The organism is Mycobacterium sp. 852014-52144_SCH5372336 (genome assembly GCF_001665615.1).
Lineage (GTDB): Bacteria > Actinomycetota > Actinomycetes > Mycobacteriales > Mycobacteriaceae > Mycobacterium > Mycobacterium neumannii_A.
Window position 1 is genome coordinate 47045 of record NZ_LZSW01000010.1, and the last position, 19351, is coordinate 66395.

A 19351-nucleotide genomic window follows, 5' to 3' on the forward strand; every position below is an offset into this window, starting at 1 on the left:
GATCAGCCGCTCGCGGCTTCTGTCTTATCAGCCGCCCGCGGCTATGTCCTCCAGGACCGCGAACATCGTCCGCGTCGGCACACCCGTGCCGCCCTTACCCGTGTAGCCCCACGGCCCTCCGGTGTTGTACGCCGGGCCCGCGATGTCGATGTGGGCCCACTGCACACCGTCCGGCACGAACTCGCGCAGATAAGTGCCCGCCACGAGCATGCCGGCATAGCGCGAACCGCTGACGTTGGCGAGGTCGGCGACCGTGGACTTCAGATCGTCCTTGAGTTCCTCGGGCAATGGCATCGCCCAGGCGTTCTCGCCGACCGACTGCGAAATAGCGGCCACCCGGTCGCGAAACTCGTCGCTGCCCATGACGCCCGGCGTCCGGGCGCCGAGGGCGACGGTCTGGGCGCCGGTCAGCGTCGAAGTCTCGATCAGATAGTCCGGCTTGTCCTCACCCGCGCGCACGATCGCGTCGGCCAGGATCAGCCTGCCTTCGGCGTCGGTGTTGAGCACCTCGACCGTGATGCCGCCGTACTGCGTCAACACGTCACCGGGACGCTGCGCGGTCGCCGACGGCATGTTCTCGGCCATCGGCACCGTGGCGATCACGTCGATCGGCAGCTTCTGCTTGGCCGCCAGCACCACCGTGGCGATGACGGCCGCCGCACCGCCCATGTCGGAGGTCATGTGGTGCATGTTCGCCGCGGGCTTGATCGAGATGCCGCCGGTATCGAACGTGATTCCCTTGCCGACCAACGCGACACGTTTGCCTTTACGCTTGGCGCCCTTGTGGGACAGCCGCACCAGCCTCGGTGGCCGCGACGAACCCTTACCGACGCCGATGATGCCGCCGTAACCGGCCTTCTCCAGCGCCTTCTCGTCGAGGACCTCGACCGATAGTCCGGCCGCCTCGCCCAACGCCTTTGCGCGCCGGGCGAACTCGTCGGGAAACAGGTGGCTGGGGGGAGTGTTGACGAAATCGCGGGCAGTGGCCACCGCGGTCGCGATGTCCGCCGCACGTTGTGCGGCCTCCTTGGTGGCCGACTTGCTGTCCGAGGTCAGCGCGGTGATCTCGCGAAGGCCGGCGTCTTTGGGTGCGGTCTTGTCGCTGCGGAAGTCGCTGAACCGGTATGCGCCCAGAATCAGGCCCTCGACCGCCGCCGCGAGGTCCACGCCCGACAGCGTGGTCAGCACCGACTCGGTGCCGTTGAGCGACCGCGCCGCCACCCCGGCCGCGCGGCGGATGACATCGGCCGGATACCCGTCCCGTCGCTTACCGAGCCCGACGGCCAGCACGCTGCCCACCGGAAGCGACGGTGCGACGACGCGCGTGACCTGCTCGCAGCCGCCCTTGGCGTTCAGCGCCGCCAGCGCGGACTCGATCTCGGCGACCGCCGCGGCGTGGAGGGACGGGTTGGGCACCACCTTCACCTCTGAGTCGTCGTCCCCGTTCACCACGGGAACGACCAGCACCGAGCCATCGGCTTTGCGTTTGGGCAGCGACGTGCTGACGGTGACGGTCGGGGTCTGATATCCGGGGGTTGCAGGGCTCACGAAACCCAACCCTAGCTTCAGGAGCCGGTGTGAAGGTCGTAGGCCGTGACCGGGCCCTCGAACCCCTTGAGCGTCAAGGGTTCCAGCTGGACCGCAGGGTGATCGGGCAGCGCATCGCGCACATCGTGCCCGGCGAGTATCTGGCCGGGCGCCGCCGCGCTGACCAGTCGGGCTGCCAGGTTGACGGGGGTGCCGAAGTAGTCGCCTCCGATCGAGAGCACCAGCCCATACCCCAGGCCGGCACGAACCCCCAGGCCGCTCTCGCGCGCCCCGGAATACTCGACCAGGTCGGTCGCGGCCTTGACCAGCTGCTCCGGGCTGGAGTTCACCCACATCACCTCGTCGCCGATGAACTTGACCACCCGGCCGCCGTCGCCGTGCACCACGTCGCTGACCGCGCCGCTGAACTCGACCAGCAGATCCGACAGCTCCGTCGGGCTCAGCCGCTGGGTCAGCACCGTGAACCCCGACAGGTCGGCGAACCCGACGCCGCAGGTCACCATCGCCGACGCGTCGTGAATGACGTCCTCGAAGTAGGCCCTGGCGCTGGTGATGTGGTGGCGCCACACCGCATCCATCAGCGCCGAGATTCCGGGCACCAGCGCGGCGACCGAACGGTAGGCGCGCGCGGTGGTCAGCTCGTCGTGGGTGTGCGTCATCAACAGATCGGGCTGCGCGAGCCGGATCATCGTTCCGCTGGCCTCGGCGAGGCGCGCCATCGTCGCACCGATGATCCGGAGGAAGTTGAGCGCGGCGTCGGAGCCGGTCACCGCGCTGATCGTCCGCCACGACGCCAGCGCGTCGACGTCGGCGCGGCTCAGCGCGGGCACGTCGGGGCCGGCGACGCGCAGACCGAGCGCCTGCCAGGCGTGGGCGAGGTCGGCGAGGTCGACGCCGAGTTGTTCGGCGGCCGCCCGCAGGGTGTAGGTGGGAGGCCCCGACCACTGCAGGACGTCGCCGGCCAGACCGAAGAGCCGGCCGCGGCGTTCGGCCTCGACCATCTCCTCGGCGGAAAAGCCCAGCGAGTCGAGGTAGGCGATCAGCCCGGCCCGCGCATGGGCGTCGGCGATCCCGGCGGCTTGCAGCGCGTCGAGGTCGACCACCTGCACAAGTGTGCCAACTTCGCGGCCCCATTAGGGTGGATCGGCGTGACGCACGGTGAGATGAACGAGGTGTCCAAGGGCCCGCTGGAAGACCGCCACCGCGAACTCGGAGCGAACTTCGCCGAGTTCGGCGGCTGGCTGATGCCCGTTTCGTACGCGGGAACGATCAGCGAGCACAACTCGACGCGCACCTCCGTCGGGCTGTTCGACGTCAGCCATCTGGGCAAGGCGCTGGTGCGCGGTCCGGGCGCCGCCGATTACATCAACTCCGCGTTCACGAACGACCTGCGCCGGATCGGCCCCGGCAAGGCGCAATACACGTTGTGCTGCAACGACTCCGGCGGGGTGATCGACGACCTGATCGCCTACTACGTCTCCGACGACGAAATCTTCCTGGTGCCCAACGCCGCCAACACCGCCGCGGTCGTCGAAGCGCTGCGGGAGCGGGCGCCAGCAGGCCTCACCATCACCGACGAACACCGGTCGTACGCGGTGCTTGCGGTTCAGGGACCGAAATCGGCCGAGACGGTCGGCGCGTTGGGCTTACCCACCGACATGGACTACATGGGTTACGCCGACGCCGTGTTCGCCGGCGTATCCCTGCGGGTCTGCCGCACCGGCTACACCGGCGAACACGGTTATGAGCTGCTGCCGCCGTGGGACAGCGCGGGCGTGGTCTTCGACGCACTGCTCGAGGCCGTCACCGCCGCCGGTGGCGAGCTCGCGGGGCTGGGGGCGCGCGACACCCTGCGCACCGAGATGGGTTACCCGCTGCACGGCCACGAACTGTCGCCGGACTTCTCGCCGCTGCAGGCCCGCTGCGGGTGGGCCATCGGGTGGCGCAAGGAGGCGTTCTGGGGGCGCGACGCGCTGCTTGCCGAGAAAGAAGCCGGCCCGCCCCGGCTGCTGCGCGGTGTGAAGGCCGTCGGGCGGGGAGTGTTGCGTGCCGATCTCACCGTGCTCGACGGTGATCGGCCCGTCGGAGTGACGACATCGGGAACCTTCTCTCCCACATTGAAAGTCGGCATCGGGCTGGCGTTGCTCGACACCGCAGCCGATATCGCCGACGGAGCCCGCGTCGCGGTCGACGTCCGCGGCCGCGCGGTCGAGTGCGAGGTGGTCAAGCCCCCGTTCGTCGCGGCAAAAACCCGGTAGCGCCCGGATATACAATCGGCGCATGACTGACGGCCCCCTCGAGTTCACGGTTGAGCGCAATGCGAACCGGGCGAGCGACGAGGTACGGGCGTCGATCCTGGCCGATCCAGGATTCGGCCGCTACCACACCGATCACATGGTCTCGATCGACTGGAAAAAGGACGGGACCGAGGGTGAAGGCTGGCACAACGCACGCGTGATCCCCTACGGCCCGATCGAACTCGACCCGTCGGCGATCGTGCTGCACTACGCGCAGGAGATCTTCGAGGGGCTCAAGGCCTACCGCTGGGCGGACGGCTCGGTCGTGTCGTTCCGACCCGAGGCCAACGCGCGCAGGCTGCGGACGTCGGCGCGTCGGCTCGCCATTCCCGAACTGCCCGACGACGTCTTCATCGAGTCGCTGCGCCAGCTCATCGCGGTCGACGAGCAATGGGTCCCACGCGCCGGTGGTGAAGAGTCGCTGTATCTGCGGCCCTTCGTATTCGCCACCGAGCCAGGACTCGGTGTGCGGCCGGCGACCGAATACCGCTACATGGTCATCGCCTCGCCCGCCGGCGCCTACTTCACGGGCGGCATCAAACCGGTCTCCGTGTGGCTGTCCACCGAATACGTGCGGGCCTGCCCGGGCGGTACCGGCGCCGCCAAGTTCGGCGGCAACTACGCGGCTTCGCTGCTGGCCCAGGCCCAGGCCGCGGACAACGACTGCGACCAGGTGGTGTGGTTGGATGCCGCCGAACGCCGCTATGTCGAGGAGATGGGCGGGATGAACCTGTTCTTCGTCTTCGGCAGCGGCGGGTCGGCACGGCTGGTCACCCCCGAGCTGAGCGGTTCGATCCTGCCCGGTGTCACGCGGGATTCGTTGCTGCAGTTGGCATCCGACGCTGGCTTTGCGGTCGAGGAACGCAAGATCGACGTCGACGAGTGGCAGAAGAAGGCGGCCGCGGGCGAGATCACCGAGGTGTTCGCGTGCGGGACCGCCGCGGTCATCACCCCCGTCGGCACCGTCAAGCACGCCGAGGGCGAGTTCACCATCGCCGACGGCGGGCCGGGGGAGATCACGATGGCGCTGCGTGACACGTTGACCGGGATCCAACGCGGCACCTTCGCCGATACGCACGGCTGGATGGCCCGGCTCGGCTGAGCCGGGCCACTCCGGCGGCTTCAGCGGATCGCCAGCCCCAACGCCGTGATCACGGTCGTCACCTCGATCGCGGCGCCGAGCACGTCGCCGGTGATGCCGCCGAAGCGCCGCACGCAGTGCGCCACGAGCACCGCGCCGCACGCGAGCCCGACGACTACGGCCAGTGGCCCCTGCCAGAGCCGGGGACCCGCGAGCGCGGCCAACCCGGCGACGGCGCCCGTCCACGCGACGACCACCAACGCCGATTGCGTGCCCGCGACGCGAGCGCCCAGCGCACTTCCCGCCGCGGCGGGCACGCCTCGACGGCACGCCAGCACCGCCGCCACCCGCCCCGCCATGACAGCCACCACCAGCCCGACGGCGGTCAGGCCGCCGAACGTGAAGGCCTGCGACAGGATCACCAAGACCACCGCGGCAACGCCGAACGGGCCCGCCGAGCCGTCCCGCATCACCTCGAGGGCGCGCTGCCGCGGGCCGTAACAGCCCAAACCGTCGGCGGTGTCGGCGAGCCCGTCGATGTGCAGGGCACGCGTCGCGGCCACGACGACGGCCACCGCCAGCACACCGGCCAGGGCTCCAGGCCCGAACGCCCACGACGCCGCCCACACCGTGGCCGCCGCCAGCCCGCCGACTGCCGCGCCGGCCACCGGCAACGCCGTCAACGCACCGCGACCGATCGCGACCGAACTCCGTACCGGTACGACGGTGCCGAACGCGAAAGCCCCTGCAAGCGAACGGATCACCGGTTAGTTCTCCTGGGTAACCTGGGTGACGCCGGCTTCGTCGAACGTCGCCATCGACGTCAGCGTGGCCACCGCCGCGCGCACGACGGGGAGTGCCACCGCGGCCCCGGTGCCCTCGCCGAGACGCATGCGCATGTCGACGATCGGCTCGAGTCCCAGCCGGTTCAGCGCCACCTCGTGGGCGGGTTCGGTGGACAGATGCCCGGCCTGCCACCACTGGCGGGCGCCGGGTGCCAGGCGTTCGGCCAGCAGTGCGGCCGCCGTCACCACCAGGCCGTCGAGCAGCACCGGCGTCCGCCGCACGGCCGCCTGCGCACAGAATCCGGCGATCGCAGCGAGATCGGCGCCGGCGCAGATACGCAGCAGCGCAACGGGATCGGTAAGGCTGTTGCGGCAGCGGTACAGCGCGTCACGGACGGCGGCGGCCTTGCGTGCCCAGCCCGCGTCGTCGACCCCGGTGCCTCGCCCGACCAGCACGACCGGCTCGGTGTCGGTGAGCGCCGCGATCAAAGTCGTTGCCGGGGTTGTGTTTCCGATGCCCATATCGCCCGCGATAAGCAGGTCGGCACCCGAATCGACCTCGTCGTCGACGACGCGGCGGCCGGCCTCGAGCGCGGCGGTGACCTCGTCGGCGCTCAACGCGTCCTCGACCGTGATGTCGCCGCTGCCCCGGCGTACCTTGTGCGCACCGATCGACGGCGAGTGCGGTTCTTCGGTGTCGACCGCGATGTCGACGACCCGCACGGTCGCGCCTGCGGCCTCGGCCAGCACGTTGATCGCCGCGCCGCCGGCGTCGAAGGTGGCGACCATCTGCGCGGTGACGCCCGACGGGTAGGCCGAAACTCCCGCCGAGGCGACGCCGTGGTCCCCGGCGAACACCACAACGCGGGGGCGCTCAAGCGGCCGCGGCGGGCATACCCCCTGACATGACGCGATCCAGACCGCGAGGTCTTCGAGGCGGCCCAGGGAGCCTGCAGGTTTGGCCAGTTGGCCTTGGCGCGCACGGGCGGCGGCGGCGACCTCGGCGTCGGGTGGCTGGACCGCCGGAAAGTCCGTCACACCGGGTCCTTCACGGCCAGTGGCTGCCCGGCGATGACGAGCACGACCCGATCGCAGACCGTCGCGAGCCGTTGGTTGAGCGATCCCAGCTCGTCGGCGAAACGGCGACCGGCCGCCGTCGCCGGCACGACGGTCAGCCCCACCTCGGGGCTCACCACCGCCAGCGGAGCGGGGAAGCCGTCGACCGCGTCGAGCAGGTCGTCGACGTCCGCGGCGATCGAGCCGCCGGTCCATGCACCCGAGCGGTCCATCGCCGCTGCCAGCCATGTACCGATGTCATCGACCAGTGTTGCGGAGGGGTGCGCGCGTAATTGCGTTGCGACGTCTGTGGTTTCGACGGTGGACCACCGAGCCTGACGGCGCGATCGGTGGGCCGCCAATCGGGCCGCCCACTCGGGATCGTCGGTGGACGAAGGTCCGGTGGCCAGGTAGCACACCGGTTGCGCGTCGGTCGCCTCGCCGGCGAGCGCGGCTTCAGCCCATTGCGACTTACCCGATCGGATGCCGCCGAGCACCAGGGTGCGCACCGGGCTCAGGTGACCTTGTCGCCGCGGTTCACCTGCGGGCGCGGTGCGCGCATGCGACGCAGCTGCGAGGCGCGGCTGGCCGCGTAGAAACCGAGCTTCCAGCCGCCTTCGGTGTTGTTCGGGAACTTCTCGTCGACCAGCCGGTTGACCCGACGGCCGAGGATGAAGCCGTCGATCACCATGATCAGCACCAGCACGAGCATCGCGGGGGAGAGCAGGCGCTGCACCTCGACCGAGGGCACCGCGAGCATCACGAAGATCAGGCCAAGGGCCGACGGCATGAACAGCCCGAGCACATTGCGCCGAGCGTCCACCACGTCGCGGACATAGCGGCGCACCGGTCCCTTGTCCCGGGGGAGCAGGTAGGCCTCTTCGCCGGCCATCATCTTCTCGCGGCGCTCGGTCATCTGCTCGCGGCGCGCCGCCTTCTCCTCGCGGCGCTCCTCACGGCTCATCGTGTTGCGCATCTCTTTGCGGCGGCGACGCGCTTCGGCGGCCGTCATCGGGGCGGGTGCCACCGGACCGCGCTTGCGGGCCGCCTGATCGCGCTTGGGGGTCGGCCTGCCTTTCGGTGGGGTGGTGCCTGCAGGCCGGGCGGTTTCCTGCGCTTCGGCGCCGGTGTTCTCCGACACATCGGCGCTCGACGCGTCGGCGGTCGGCTTGTCGTCTTTCTTGCGGCCCAGCAGCTTCACGCCTGCCAGGTTACTTCCGTCGCGAGGAGCGGTACTGCCAGGGGAGGAGGCCTGGGGACAAACTCGGGAATAGCGTCGAGACGAGGTACCGTTGATTTGTACGCGCCACGACAATGAGGCCTACAGGAGACGTAATGACAGTTCAGGAAGAGTCGGCAGGAACCCCAGGGACGGCGACCGCCGCCCACGGCGTGACCCTGACCGACGCCGCTGCCGCGAAGGCCAAGGCGTTGCTGGACCAGGAGGGCCGCGACGACCTCGCCCTGCGCATCGCCGTGCAGCCGGGTGGGTGTGCCGGACTGCGCTACAACCTGTTCTTCGACGACCGGTCGCTCGACGGTGACCTGTCCGTGGAGTTCGGCGGCGTGAACCTGACGGTGGACCGGATGAGCGCACCGTATGTGCAGGGCGCGATCATCGACTTCGTCGACACGATCGAGAAGCAGGGATTCACGATCGACAACCCCAACGCCACCGGCTCGTGCGCCTGCGGCGACTCGTTCAACTGATTTCCGACCCAGTCGGTCAGTACTGACCTGACGTGCGTGGCAGGTAAGAACACACCAGGATTTCGTTGTCTTGGGCCAACAGCTGAGCGACGGCCTGCTGTTCGCGGGTGTCGTTCTGCCCTCGGCGCGATCCGCCCGCCGGCGTCACCCGCATGGTGAACAGCACCTGCGCCTGATGGGGCGAGGGCTGGACGATCTTGTCGATCGATATCACCTCGGCCTGCCTGTACTGCTTGCGGAACGCGTCACCCGACAGGCGCGCCAGCGCCAGATCCGAGCGCTTCTCCTTCACCGCATCGAACAGCCCACACAGGGTGTGGCGGGCGACGGTCTCGTCGTCGCCATTGGTCAGCGCATCCAGGTAGTCCTGGATGGCCGCCGTTGCCGAGGATTCGCTCAGCGCGTTCGAACTGGCCGGGTCCTCGTCCCCGCCCGCCATGGCGATGACCGCCACGACCGCTGCGACCAACGCGACCACGACCACCGCTGCCAGGACGATCGGCCAGCGCTTCTTCTTCCGGTACGGCACCGGCGGCGGCAGCATGCCCGGATACGCCGACGGCACATTTTCCGGATACGGAAGTGATTGCGGATACATTTGCGGGCCGGTCGGTCCAGCGCCGTATTCGGGCGGGTACGGGCCGGTCATAGATTTGCTCCCCCGAGATGTGGGTCGGAATGCGCCTGTCTACAGTTGCTGGCGGACTTTTGTACGCAGGTTAGCGCACTAGAATACCTAGGCGACTTAATAAATGAAGGGTGCAGTTCGTGACAATCGCGGTGACCGGATCGATTGCAACCGACCATCTGATGCGGTTCCCCGGGAAGTTCTCCGAACAGCTGCTCCCCGAACACCTGCAGAAAGTCTCGCTCAGCTTCCTGGTCGACGACCTCGTCGTGCACCGCGGCGGCGTGGCGGGCAACATGGCCTTCGCGATCGGTGTGCTCGGCGGTGACGTCGCACTCGTGGGCGCCGTCGGGCGCGACTTCGACGACTACCGCAGCTGGCTGGAGGCCGTCGGCGTCGACACCGAGTGCGTGCTGGTCTCCGAGACCGCCTACACCGCCCGGTTCGTCTGCACCACCGACGACGCCATGGCGCAGATCGCGTCGTTCTATCCGGGTGCGATGTCGGAGGCGCGCAACATCTCGCTGGCCGATCTGACGAAGCGGATCGGGCAGCCCGAGCTGGTGATCATCGGCGCCAACGACCCCGACGCGATGTTTCTGCACACCGAGGAGTGCCGCAAACTCGGCCTGCCCTTCGCCGCCGACCCCTCCCAGCAGCTGGCGCGGCTCTCCGGTGAGGAGATCCGCAGGCTGATCGACGGCGCCACGTACCTGTTCACCAACGACTACGAGTGGGACCTGCTGCTGCAGAAGTCAGGCTGGAGCGAGGCGCAGGTGATGAGCCAGATCGGGATTCGCGTCACCACCCTCGGCCCCAAGGGCGTGGACCTGGTCAGTTCGGACGGCACTTTCATCCACGTCGGGGTGGTGCCCGAGAAGCACCAGGCCGATCCGACCGGTATCGGAGATGCGTTCCGTGCCGGCTTCCTGACCGGTCGCAGTGCCGGGCTGAACCTGGAGCGTTCGGCGCAGCTCGCCTCCCTGGTGGCCGTGCTCGTGTTCGAGGCGCCCGGGCCGCAGGAATGGAGCTGGGACCGCGACGAGGCGATCCAGCGGCTCAGCGGCGCCTACGGCGACGAAGCGGCCAAAGAGATCGCCTCGGCTCTCAAATAGGGAGGCGCTCTAGTAGCTAGAGCTGCACCGGGTAGGTCGGCTCGCCGATCTGCGGGGTGATGCTGTGCTCGACGAAGATCGCGTGCCACAGCATGAAGATCAGCACGGTCCACAGCCGGCGGCTGTGATCGCTTGTGCCGTCACGGTGTTCGTCGAGCATGGTGCGAACGGTCGCGAGGTCGACCAGATCGCCGGCCTGTGACGAGCTGACCATCGAGTACGCCCAGTCCTGCAGCTCGCCGGCCCGCAGCCAGTGCCGGATCGGGACGGGGAAGCCCAGCTTGGGCCGGTTGAGCACGTGCTCGGGAACGATCGGCTCCAACGCCCGCCGTAATGCGAACTTCGTTGTCGCCCTGGTGATCTTCTGGTCATACGGCAGGCGGGAAGCGACCGCGAAAACCTCGGGGTCCAGGAAGGGCACCCGCAGTTCGAGCGAGTTCGCCATGGTCATCTTGTCCGCCTTGACGAGGATGTCGCCTCGCAACCAGGTGAACAGGTCGACGTGCTGCATGCGCGCGACCGGGTCCCACCCCTGCGACGCGGCGTACACCGGTGCGGTCACGTCGGTGTGCGTCCACTCCTGGCGGAAGCCGGGAAGCACCGCGCGCAGTTGCTCGTCGGAGAAGCTGCGCGCATTGCCGTAGTAGCGCTCCTCGAGCGTGAGCGAACCGCGGTGCAGCAGGCTCTTGCCCCGCATCCCCTCGGGCAGCGGTCGCGACGCCCGCCCCAGCGACCGTCGCAGCGGCCGCGGCAGGTATTCGAAGGGCTTCAGCGACAATGGTTCCCGGTAGATGGTGTAGCCGCCGAACAACTCATCGGCGCCCTCGCCGGAGAGCACCACCTTGACGTGTTTGCGGGCTTCGCGGGCGATGAAGAACAACGGAACCAGCGCCGGGTCGGCCACGGGTTCGTCGAGATACCAGACGATTTCGGGCAGCGCGTCGACGAACTCGGACTGGCTGACGACCTTGGCCACATGTCTGGCGCCGATCGCCTCTGCCGAGGCGACCGCGACGTCGACCTCGGAGAAGCCTTCCCGCTCGAATCCGGTGGTGAACGTGATCAACCGCGGGTTGTGACGCATGGCCAGCGCGGCGATCGCCGTCGAGTCGATGCCGCCGGACAGGAACGCGCCCACGGTCACGTCGGCGCGCATGTGCTTGGCCACCGAATCCTCGAGCACCGCGGTGATCTCGTCGTAGCGCTCCTGCTCGCGGCCCTGTATGAACGGCACAGCGGTGAACCGCGGGTGGAAGTAGCGGGTCACCTCGAGTTCGCCGCCCGGCCGCACGCGCCCGTAGCTACCCGACTCCAGCCGCCGGATCCCGACCTGCAGCGTCTCGGGTTCGGGCACGTACTGCAGCACCGTGTAGTGCTGAACGGCGCGCTGATCGATGTCGAGGTCGAGGCCCAGTTCGTCGGCGAGCTCGAGCAGGCACTTCTTCTCGCTGCCCACCGCCGTGCCGCCGGGGCCAGTGGCGAGATAGAGCGGCTTGATGCCGAACGGGTCGCGGGCGCAGAACAGCTCACCGCCGACGGTGTCCCACAACGCGAAGGCGAACATGCCGCGCAGTCGGGTCAGCGCGTCGGTGCCCCAGTGGTGGTAGGCCGCGATGATCGTCTCGCCGTCACCGTCGGTGTTGAACGTCACGCCGTGCCGGGCCGACAGTTCCTCGCGTAGCTCGAGGTAGTTGTAGATCTCGCCGTTGAACACGAGCACATAGCGGTCGGGCGTGTCCGGCGGTCCCCACCGCAGGGGTTGGTGGCTGTGGGCGATGTCGATGATCGACAACCGGTTGAACCCGAGCACGACCCGGTCGTCGGACCAGGTCCCGGGCTCGTCGGGGCCGCGATGACGCATCAGGTGGGATGCACCGGACACCGCGTCGATCAGCGCGGGGGAGACGTCAGCGGACGGGTCACATACGAGGGCCAGCAGTCCGCACACGGCGCCAGTATGCCTAATCGTGAGGTGTGTTGAGACCTGCACCCGGGCGTGGTCTACGCTGCGTAGTATTCGCTCCAGAAATTGACCGCACCGCGGTCGCGCGTCACTGACTTCTAGGAGGCTCCAACGTGACACCTCGCGGGCTGAAGGCGGTGGCGCGAACCGCGTCGCTGTCAATCGTCCTGGGTGCTACGGCGTTGCTGCTCAGCGGTTGCAGCTGGTCGGAGGTGCTGGGCCTGGGATGGCCGAAGGGCATCACGCCCGAAGCGCACGTCAACCGCGAACTGTGGATCGGCTCGGTGATCGCCTCGCTGGTCGTCGGCGCGATCGTGTGGGGCCTCATCTTCTGGTCCTCGGCGTTCCACCGGGCCAAGAAGACCGACACCGAGCTGCCCCGCCAGTTCGGCTACAACATGCCGCTGGAACTGGTGCTGACCGTCATACCGTTCCTGATCATCTCGGTGCTGTTCTACTTCACCGTGGTGGTGCAGGAGAGGATGCTGCACGAGGAGTCGAACCCCGAAGTCGTCGTCGATGTCACCGCCTTCCAGTGGAACTGGAAGTTCGGTTACAAGTCGGTGAACTTCTCCGACGGCACCTTCACCTACGACGGCGCCGACCCCGAGCGCGCGGCCGCCGTGGCCTCCGGCCCCGAGGGCCTGGAGGGTGAGCACGGCGGCGAATTCGGTTCACACGACCCCGCATTCGGCGTGATCGCCGGCAAGCACCCGCAGGACCGCTCGTATCTGGCGTTCGACAAGGTCGAGACGCTCGGCACGTCCTCGGAGATCCCGGTGCTGGTGGTGCCGTCCGGCAAGCGCATCGAGTTCCAGATCGCCTCCGCCGACGTCATCCACGGATTCTGGGTGCCGGAGTTCCTGTTCAAGCGCGACGTGATGCCTAACCCGCGGGCCAACAACTCCGACAACACCTTCCAGATCAGCGAGATCACCCAGACCGGGGCGTTCGTCGGGCGGTGCACCGAGATGTGCGGCACCTACCACGCGATGATGAACTTCGAACTGCGCGTGGTGGAGCCGAACGACTTCAAGGCCTATCTGCAGCAGCGCATCGACGGCAGGACCAACGCCCAGGCGCTGCAGGCGATCAACCAGCCGCCGACCGCCGTCACCACGAAGCCGTTCGACACCCGTCGCGGTGAACTGGCGCCCCAGCTAACGCAGGCCAGCAAGTAGGGACACCACATGCATATCGAAGCCCGGCTGTTCGAGTTCTTGACCGCGTTCTTCGTTCTCGCCGCCGTCGTCTACGCGGTGCTGACGGCGATGTTCCAGTACGGCGGCATCGAATGGGCCGGTACCACCGCGCTGGTGTTGACCGCCGGACTGACCCTGATCACCGGCACGTTCTTCCGGTTCGTGGCCCGGCGCCTGGACACCCGGCCCGAGGACTACGAGGACGCCGAGATCAGCGACGGTGCCGGTGAGCTCGGCTTCTTCAGCCCGCACAGCTGGTGGCCGGTGATGATCGCGCTATCGGCCTCGATCGCTGCGGTCGGTGTGGCGCTCTGGCTGCCGTGGCTCATCGTGGCCGGTGCGTGCTTCGTGATCACGACGGTCGCGGGCCTGACCTTCGAGTACTACACCGGCCCCGAGAAGCACTGACCGTCGAATCGGCTGCCCTGCCGTTCGGTGCGGGCGGCCAGGGTCACAGCCAAGGTCACAATCGGGCCACCACTTGCGGCGGGAACCGTGGCGGGTGATCACGCCCGGTTACGGCGTTGGGTAATGTTGCCGAGGCACGGTCAGTCGCCGCCGCTGAGCCGGGAGTCTGTGGCGTGCCGCGCCGGTTGAGTAGTCGAGAAGGATAGGCGTAAATGAGCGGGCCGAATCCCCCGGATGACGAAGGGTCGGATTTTCAGAGTCGGGAGCCGAGTCAGGATCCGAACCAGACCGGCGGTGACCAGCCTCCGCCCGACAGCAGCGACACCGACTTCTACTCGCGGGCCTATTCGGCGCCGGAGTCCGAGCAGTTCACGGCGGGCCCGTATGTACCGGCCGACTCGTCGCTGTACGACTACGACAACTACGAGCCGCCCGAACCGGTCGACCAACCCGCACCGCCACGGTGGCCGTGGGTCGTCGGCGTGGCGGCCATCATCGCGGCCATCGCGCTGGTGGTCTCCGTTTCGGTGTTGGTGACCCGCACCGACACCGACAACCTCGCGACGCCCGAGACCTCGACGACGACCGTGGCGCCCCCGGTGCAGGACGAGATCACGACCACCACGCCGCCGCCACCACCTCCGCCGCCTCCACCGAGCGAAGAGCCACCACCGCCACCGCCCGAAACGGTGACGGTGACCCAGGAGCCGCCTCCGCCGCCCGCACCGGCCGAACCGCCTCCGCCACCCCCGCCTCCGGAGACCACGTCGCCGCCGGCGCCACCACCGCCCACGACAACCCGTTCGGGCCCGCGACAGGTCACCTATTCGGTGACGGGAACCAAAGCACCGGGAGACATCATCACCGTGACCTACATCGACGCGTCGGGCCGAAGCCGGACCCAGCGCAACGTCTACATCCCGTGGTCGTTGACCGTGACGCCGATCTCGCAGTCCGAGGTCGGTTCGGTGCAGGCGTCGAGCCTGTTCCTGGTCAGCCGGTTGAACTGCTCGATAACCACGAGCGACGGCACCGTGCTGTCGTCGAACACCAACAACGCCGCACAGACCAGCTGCTGATGACGTACGAAACGGACGCGTCGGGGCGCTCGCGGTTGACCCCGGCACTGGATCTCCGCGAACTCGACCGCACCGATCGCATCCTGCTCGGCTCGTGCGCGGCGATCTGGCTGGTGGCGCTCGGCACCGGGGTCGCCGCGACGGTCGCGCTGGTCGACCTCGGGCGAGGGCCGGCCGAGTCGTCCGGGGATGCCGGCACGCCGTGGCTGCTCTACACCGTCATCGGGATCTCCGCGGTGGTGATCATCGGCGCGGTTCCGCTGCTGTTGCGCGCCCGCCGGGACGCGCTGGCCGAATCGCCGCAGCCCCAAGCCGCCGGACCCGCGCCGGCCGCCTCGGCGGCTCCCGGCCGGGGGCGGCCGATGGACCCGACACCGCCCACTGAGAAGTTGCCGTACGCGGCGCCGCGCCAGGAGCGCATCCTCGAGGCGCCTGCGCCGGCGTCGACGCCCGCATCCGCGGCCGTTGACCTGCTGGGGCTGCGCTGCGCCGTGGCGATCGCCTGCGCGATCGGAGTCGCCATGGTGGCCATCGGTGTGGCCACCTATCTGATGGCGGTCGACAGCAATGTCGCGGCCTGGGTTTTTTATGGGTTGACCGCTCTGGTCACGCTCGCCATGCCCGTCGTGCCGTGGTTCTACCTCAAAGAACTACGCGCCCTGCTCGATCAGCAGGGCGCGTAAGTCCTTCACAGCGGGCGCTTTTCGAGCGTGCCGGCTGCCTCAGTGGTGGCCGTTGGACGAGTCTCCGTCGCGAGAGCCATGCCCGTTCGACGAGCCGTTGCGCTCCTGGTGCTCGGCCAGCGCGGTGAGCGCCTTGCGCTCGCCGGCGTGCAGAGCCGCGGTCAGCGCCTCGTGCTCTTCGATCGGGTCGGCCGTGAGGAAGCTGCCGGTACCCGGCGCGCCCGCGGAGCCCAGCTTGTTCATCCGCTTCGGGATGGCAGCGCCCTGGTATTCCAACGGAATCGGATGACCGTGCTCGTCCACCGGGCCCAGCGGCTGGTGCAGCTCGATGTAGGCACCGTGCGGCAACCGCTTGATGATGCCGGTCTCGATGCCGTGTTCGAGTACCTCGCGGTCACTGCGCTGGAGGCCGACGGCCCACCGGTAGGCGATGTAGTAGACGATCGCGGGCAGCACCACCATGCCGATGCGTCCGATCCACGTCGTCGCGTTCAGCGAGATGTGGAACTTGAACGCGATGATGTCGTTCATCGCGCACAGCGTGAACAGCATGTACAGCGCGATCGCCGCCGACCCCAACGCGGTCCGCACCGGGGCGTCACGCGGACGCTGCAGCAGGTTGTGGTGTGCAGTGTCGCCGGTCAGCTTCTTCTCGATGTACGGGTAGGCGATCAGCAGCGTGAACACCAGGCCCATGAACAGCGCCACCCAGGTGGACGCCGGGACGGTGTAGTTGCCGAAGTAGAGCTCCCACGGCGGGAAGATACGCGCCACGCCCTCGGTCCACATCATGTAGAAGTCCGGCTGGCTACCCGCCGACACTTGAGATGGCTTGTACGGCCCGAGATTCCAGACGGGGTTGATCGTCAATAGCCCACCCATCAGGCCGAGGATGCCGACGGTCATCGCGAAGAAGGCACCCGACTTCACCGCGAACACCGGCATGACGCGCACGCCGACGACGTTGGTCTCGGTGCGGCCCGGGCCGGGGAACTGGGTGTGCTTCTGGAACCACACCAGGGCGAGGTGAAGCCCGATGAGCGCCAACATGATTCCGGGGATCAGCAGGATGTGCAGTGCGTACATCCTGGGAATCCAGAATCCGTCGGTCGCACACTCGTAACCGACGCCGCCGCAGGGGAAGTCGCCGCCGAACAGCGCCCAATGCAACCAGGTGCCGATCACCGGCATGCCAAGCGAGATCGACGAGAGCGCGGCTCGCAGCCCGATGCCGGACAGCAGGTCATCGGGCAGCGAGTAACCGAAGTAGCCCTCGAACATCGCCAGGATCAGCAGCAGCGCGCCGATCACCCAGTTCGCCTCACGCGGCCGCCGGAAGGCGCCGGTGAAGAAGATGCGAGCCAGGTGCACCATGATCGCCGCGGCGAACAGCAGTGCGGCCCAGTGGTGGATCTGGCGGACGAACAGTCCGCCGCGGACCTCGAAGCTGATGTCGAGCGTCGACTCGTAGGCCTTCGACATCTGCACACCGCGCAGCGGCTGGTACACGCCGTCGTAGGTGACCTCGGCCATCGACGGGTCGAAGAACAGCGTCAGGTACACGCCGGTGATCAGCAGCACGATGAAGCTGTACAGCGCGATCTCGCCCAGCAGGAAGGACCAGTGGGTCGGGAACACCTTGTTCAGCTGGCGTCGCACCGCCGCGGAGGGGTGATAGCGGGAATCGATGGCATTCCCTTGGCCCGCCGCGACTTCGGCGAGGTTCGGCGGCTTCGGCAGTGATGGACTCATGCTGTTTTCCGTTCCCAGAAGGCCGGCCCGACGGGTTCGATGAAGTCGCCGTTGGCGACGAGGTACCCGTCCTGGTCGATGGTGATGGGCAGCTGCGCCAGCGCGCGCGCAGCCGGGCCGAATATGGGTTTAGCGAAGTGCAGCGCGTCGAACTGCGACTGGTGGCATGGGCAGAGGATGCGATACGACTGCTGCTCGTACAGCGACGAGGGGCAGCCCAGGTGAGAGCAGACCTTCGTATAGGCGAACAGGTCGCCAAAGTTGAAGCTCTCCTGCCCCTTGCGCTTGACCACCCGGGGCAGGTCTTGCGCCTTGATTCTGATCAACATGACGGGATTGCGCACACCCATCGCGATCTCGGCGAGATGGTGGTGCGACTCGACAGTGGTTCCGTCGCCGTCGGATTCGCGCCACGGGAACACCGTCTCCATACCGCCGGCGTCGATGTCCTCGGGGCGCATCTTGACGAAGGTGCCGCTGCCGGTGGAGCGGGCCAAAAAGATGGTCTCGCCCTCGTACCGCGGTGTCCACCCGGACGTCCACAGCACCGCCTTCTTGCCTTCGGCGGTCTGGACGACGGGTTTCCACGGGTTCTTGATCAAACCGCCCGCGAACGCCACCAGCGTGCCGAGGCCGAACGCGCCGAGGCCGATGCCCAGCGAGAGGCCGACCAGCTTGCGCCGCTTGATCGTCGAGCCTTCCAGCGCGTCGGTCAGGTTCGCCACGACCGTCTTGCGGTGGATCTCGGGGGAGGCGCCGTCATGGCGTTCCTGGATCGAGATCTCCTCGGGGATGAACTTCTTCTGGTACAGCACCGCACCGATGCCGATCGCCAGGATCGACAGCCCGAAGGTCAACCCGTACAGCGGCGTGGTCAGGCTGAACAGGAACTCGCCCTCGGAGCCGTAGGGCACGTACTCCCACGGCCAGAACAGGAACACCAACAGCAGGGCCAGGCCCGAAAATCCGCCCAGCAGAAGCCAGTACGAGACGACGCGGCTGGCGCGCTTCTCGGCCTTGGTGTCGGGGACCGGCCAGCGGCTTTCCTTGTAGACGATTTCGACGCCGTCGAGTTTGCCGCCGAGTTCGACCAGTTCCTCGCGGGACATCGCGGCCAGTTCGGCGTCGGTGGGCTGCCCCGGTACACCGGCCTGGCCGGGCGCGTCGGTGCCCTTCGGGGTGTTCTCTGTGCCGTTGCCCGGTTCGCTCATGCTCGCGCTCCGATCCACAGGGCCGCGGCGATGACGGCCACCATGCCGATGATCCAGGCCGCCATGCCCTCGGGCGCGGGGCCGAACCCGCCCAGGCCGTAGCCGCCGTAGCTCGGTGCCTCCGCCGACTCGCGGACGTAGGCGACGATGTCGCGCTTCTCATCCGGCGACAGCTGCCGGTCCGAGAACTTCGGCATGTTCTGCGGGCCGGTGAGCATCGCGGTGTAGATCTGCGCGGGCGTGGCGTCACCGAGGTCGGGCGCGTACTTGCCCGACGACAGGGCGCCGCCCTTGCCGGTGAAGTTGTGACACGAGGCGCAGTTCAGCCGGAACAGGTCGCCGCCGCGGGCGACGTTGTCGCCCAGCAGCGACTCCTGTGCGACGCGTCCGTTGTCGTCGCGCGGGACGACCGGGCCGCCGCCGTTGGCCTGCACGTAGGCGCCGAGCGCGTCGGTCTGCGCCTCGTCGAATACCGGGTCCTTCTTCGGGGCCTGGGCCTCGCCGCGCATCGCGGGCATGCGGCCGGTCGAGACCTGGAAGTAGACCGCCGCCTCGCCTACGCCGATGAGGCTGGGCCCGCGGTCGGGCACACCCTGGAGGTTGACGCCGTGGCAGGTCACGCACGAGGTGTCGAACAGCTGCTTACCCGTGCGCAACAGCGCCGACTGCGATTCGTCGGCGACCGCGACTTGCGGCGCGGGCGTCAGGGTCGCGGCGAGACCGCCGGCGACGCCCAGTCCGAGCAGCAGCAGCACAGCACCTGACAGGCGCCGGCGTAGCCGACGGCGCGACTTGTCGGTCATCGAACTCCTTCTCATCGGATTCATCGGCGA

At 68.2% G+C, this 19351-nt stretch carries 19 protein-coding genes; 8 read left to right on the top strand and 11 right to left on the bottom strand.

The features are described from left to right. Positions 1–27 precede the first annotated feature (27 nt). Complete coding sequence (locus A5759_RS01630) at positions 28–1548, bottom strand: leucyl aminopeptidase (RefSeq protein ID WP_068193171.1); 1521 nt, start codon at positions 1546–1548, stop codon at positions 28–30. Between the two features lie 17 nt (positions 1549–1565). Further along, complete coding sequence (locus A5759_RS01635; protein ID WP_064425741.1) at positions 1566–2651, bottom strand: adenylate/guanylate cyclase domain-containing protein; 1086 nt, start codon at positions 2649–2651, stop codon at positions 1566–1568. 60 nt (positions 2652–2711) lie between these two features. Here A5759_RS01635 and gcvT point away from each other — a divergent pair, with 60 nt between their 5' ends. Both gcvT and A5759_RS01645 read left to right on the top strand, forming a co-directional pair. After that, a complete protein-coding gene (gene gcvT, locus A5759_RS01640; RefSeq protein WP_068193173.1) occupies positions 2712–3806 on the top strand; it encodes a glycine cleavage system aminomethyltransferase GcvT in 1095 nt (364 codons plus the stop codon). Between the two features lie 22 nt (positions 3807–3828). After that, a complete protein-coding gene (locus A5759_RS01645; RefSeq protein ID WP_068193073.1) occupies positions 3829–4947 on the top strand; it encodes a branched-chain amino acid aminotransferase in 1119 nt (372 codons plus the stop codon). A gap of 20 nt (positions 4948–4967) precedes the next feature. Here A5759_RS01645 and A5759_RS01650 read toward each other — a convergent pair whose 3' ends face one another. The 4 genes from A5759_RS01650 to A5759_RS01665 are packed head-to-tail and all read right to left on the bottom strand — an operon-like array spanning position 4968 to position 7908. Further along, positions 4968–5690, bottom strand: a complete 723-nt coding sequence (locus tag A5759_RS01650) for an adenosylcobinamide-GDP ribazoletransferase (protein ID WP_068193076.1) — start codon at positions 5688–5690, stop codon at positions 4968–4970. A gap of 3 nt (positions 5691–5693) precedes the next feature. After that, positions 5694–6749, bottom strand: a complete 1056-nt coding sequence (gene cobT / locus A5759_RS01655; protein WP_064418328.1) for a nicotinate-nucleotide--dimethylbenzimidazole phosphoribosyltransferase — start codon at positions 6747–6749, stop codon at positions 5694–5696. Further along, positions 6746–7276 (bottom strand): bifunctional adenosylcobinamide kinase/adenosylcobinamide-phosphate guanylyltransferase, encoded by a 531-nt coding sequence (locus A5759_RS01660; protein WP_064427915.1) that lies wholly within the window; start codon positions 7274–7276, stop codon positions 6746–6748. Before A5759_RS01660 ends, cobT begins: the two co-directional genes overlap by 4 nt. 5 nt (positions 7277–7281) lie before the next feature. Beyond that, positions 7282–7908: a DUF3043 domain-containing protein gene (locus A5759_RS01665; protein WP_369816153.1), complete on the bottom strand. Its 627-nt coding sequence runs from the start codon at positions 7906–7908 to the stop codon at positions 7282–7284. Between the two features lie 194 nt (positions 7909–8102). Here A5759_RS01665 and A5759_RS01670 point away from each other — a divergent pair, with 194 nt between their 5' ends. After that, entirely contained in the window at positions 8103–8477 is a 375-nt protein-coding gene (locus A5759_RS01670; protein WP_064394026.1) for an iron-sulfur cluster assembly accessory protein, read from the top strand. Between the two features lie 16 nt (positions 8478–8493). Here A5759_RS01670 and A5759_RS01675 read toward each other — a convergent pair whose 3' ends face one another. Next, positions 8494–9126, bottom strand: coding sequence for a hypothetical protein (locus tag A5759_RS01675; RefSeq protein WP_064394025.1), 633 nt, complete (start codon positions 9124–9126; stop codon positions 8494–8496). 119 nt (positions 9127–9245) lie between these two features. Here A5759_RS01675 and A5759_RS01680 point away from each other — a divergent pair, with 119 nt between their 5' ends. Next, a complete protein-coding gene (locus A5759_RS01680) occupies positions 9246–10220 on the top strand; it encodes a carbohydrate kinase family protein (protein ID WP_064427964.1) in 975 nt (324 codons plus the stop codon). A 16-nt stretch (positions 10221–10236) separates the two neighbouring features. On the opposite strand, the gene asnB is transcribed toward A5759_RS01680, so the two are convergent. Continuing rightward, positions 10237–12168 (bottom strand): asparagine synthase (glutamine-hydrolyzing), encoded by a 1932-nt coding sequence (gene asnB, locus A5759_RS01685; protein WP_064394024.1) that lies wholly within the window; start codon positions 12166–12168, stop codon positions 10237–10239. A gap of 128 nt (positions 12169–12296) precedes the next feature. Here asnB and A5759_RS01690 point away from each other — a divergent pair, with 128 nt between their 5' ends. From A5759_RS01690 to A5759_RS01705, 4 genes are all read left to right on the top strand, one after another. Further along, on the top strand, positions 12297–13364 hold the full coding sequence (locus A5759_RS01690) for a cytochrome c oxidase subunit II (protein ID WP_064394023.1): 1068 nt from the start codon (positions 12297–12299) through the stop codon (positions 13362–13364). Positions 13365–13373: 9 nt separating this feature from the next. Then, entirely contained in the window at positions 13374–13793 is a 420-nt protein-coding gene (locus A5759_RS01695) for a cytochrome c oxidase subunit 4 (protein ID WP_064394022.1), read from the top strand. Between the two features lie 212 nt (positions 13794–14005). Then, complete coding sequence (locus A5759_RS01700) at positions 14006–14872, top strand: MmpS family transport accessory protein (protein ID WP_064425666.1); 867 nt, start codon at positions 14006–14008, stop codon at positions 14870–14872. Then, positions 14872–15555, top strand: a complete 684-nt coding sequence (locus tag A5759_RS01705) for a DUF2561 family protein (protein ID WP_064394020.1) — start codon at positions 14872–14874, stop codon at positions 15553–15555. The genes A5759_RS01700 and A5759_RS01705 overlap by 1 nt, the downstream gene beginning before the upstream one ends. Before the next feature lie 39 nt (positions 15556–15594). On the opposite strand, the gene A5759_RS01710 is transcribed toward A5759_RS01705, so the two are convergent. From A5759_RS01710 to A5759_RS01720, 3 genes are read right to left on the bottom strand one after another with little or no spacing between them, the layout of a single operon-like run. Next, the gene (locus tag A5759_RS01710; protein WP_064425664.1) at positions 15595–17307 is read right to left on the bottom strand and encodes a cytochrome bc complex cytochrome b subunit; all 1713 of its coding nucleotides are present in this window, start codon (positions 17305–17307) and stop codon (positions 15595–15597) included. Continuing rightward, positions 17304–18518, bottom strand: a complete 1215-nt coding sequence (locus A5759_RS01715) for a ubiquinol-cytochrome c reductase iron-sulfur subunit (protein ID WP_064418323.1) — start codon at positions 18516–18518, stop codon at positions 17304–17306. The genes A5759_RS01710 and A5759_RS01715 overlap by 4 nt, the downstream gene beginning before the upstream one ends. Beyond that, positions 18515–19345: a c-type cytochrome gene (locus A5759_RS01720; RefSeq protein ID WP_197505924.1), complete on the bottom strand. Its 831-nt coding sequence runs from the start codon at positions 19343–19345 to the stop codon at positions 18515–18517. The genes A5759_RS01715 and A5759_RS01720 overlap by 4 nt, the downstream gene beginning before the upstream one ends. Positions 19346–19351 lie beyond the last annotated feature (6 nt).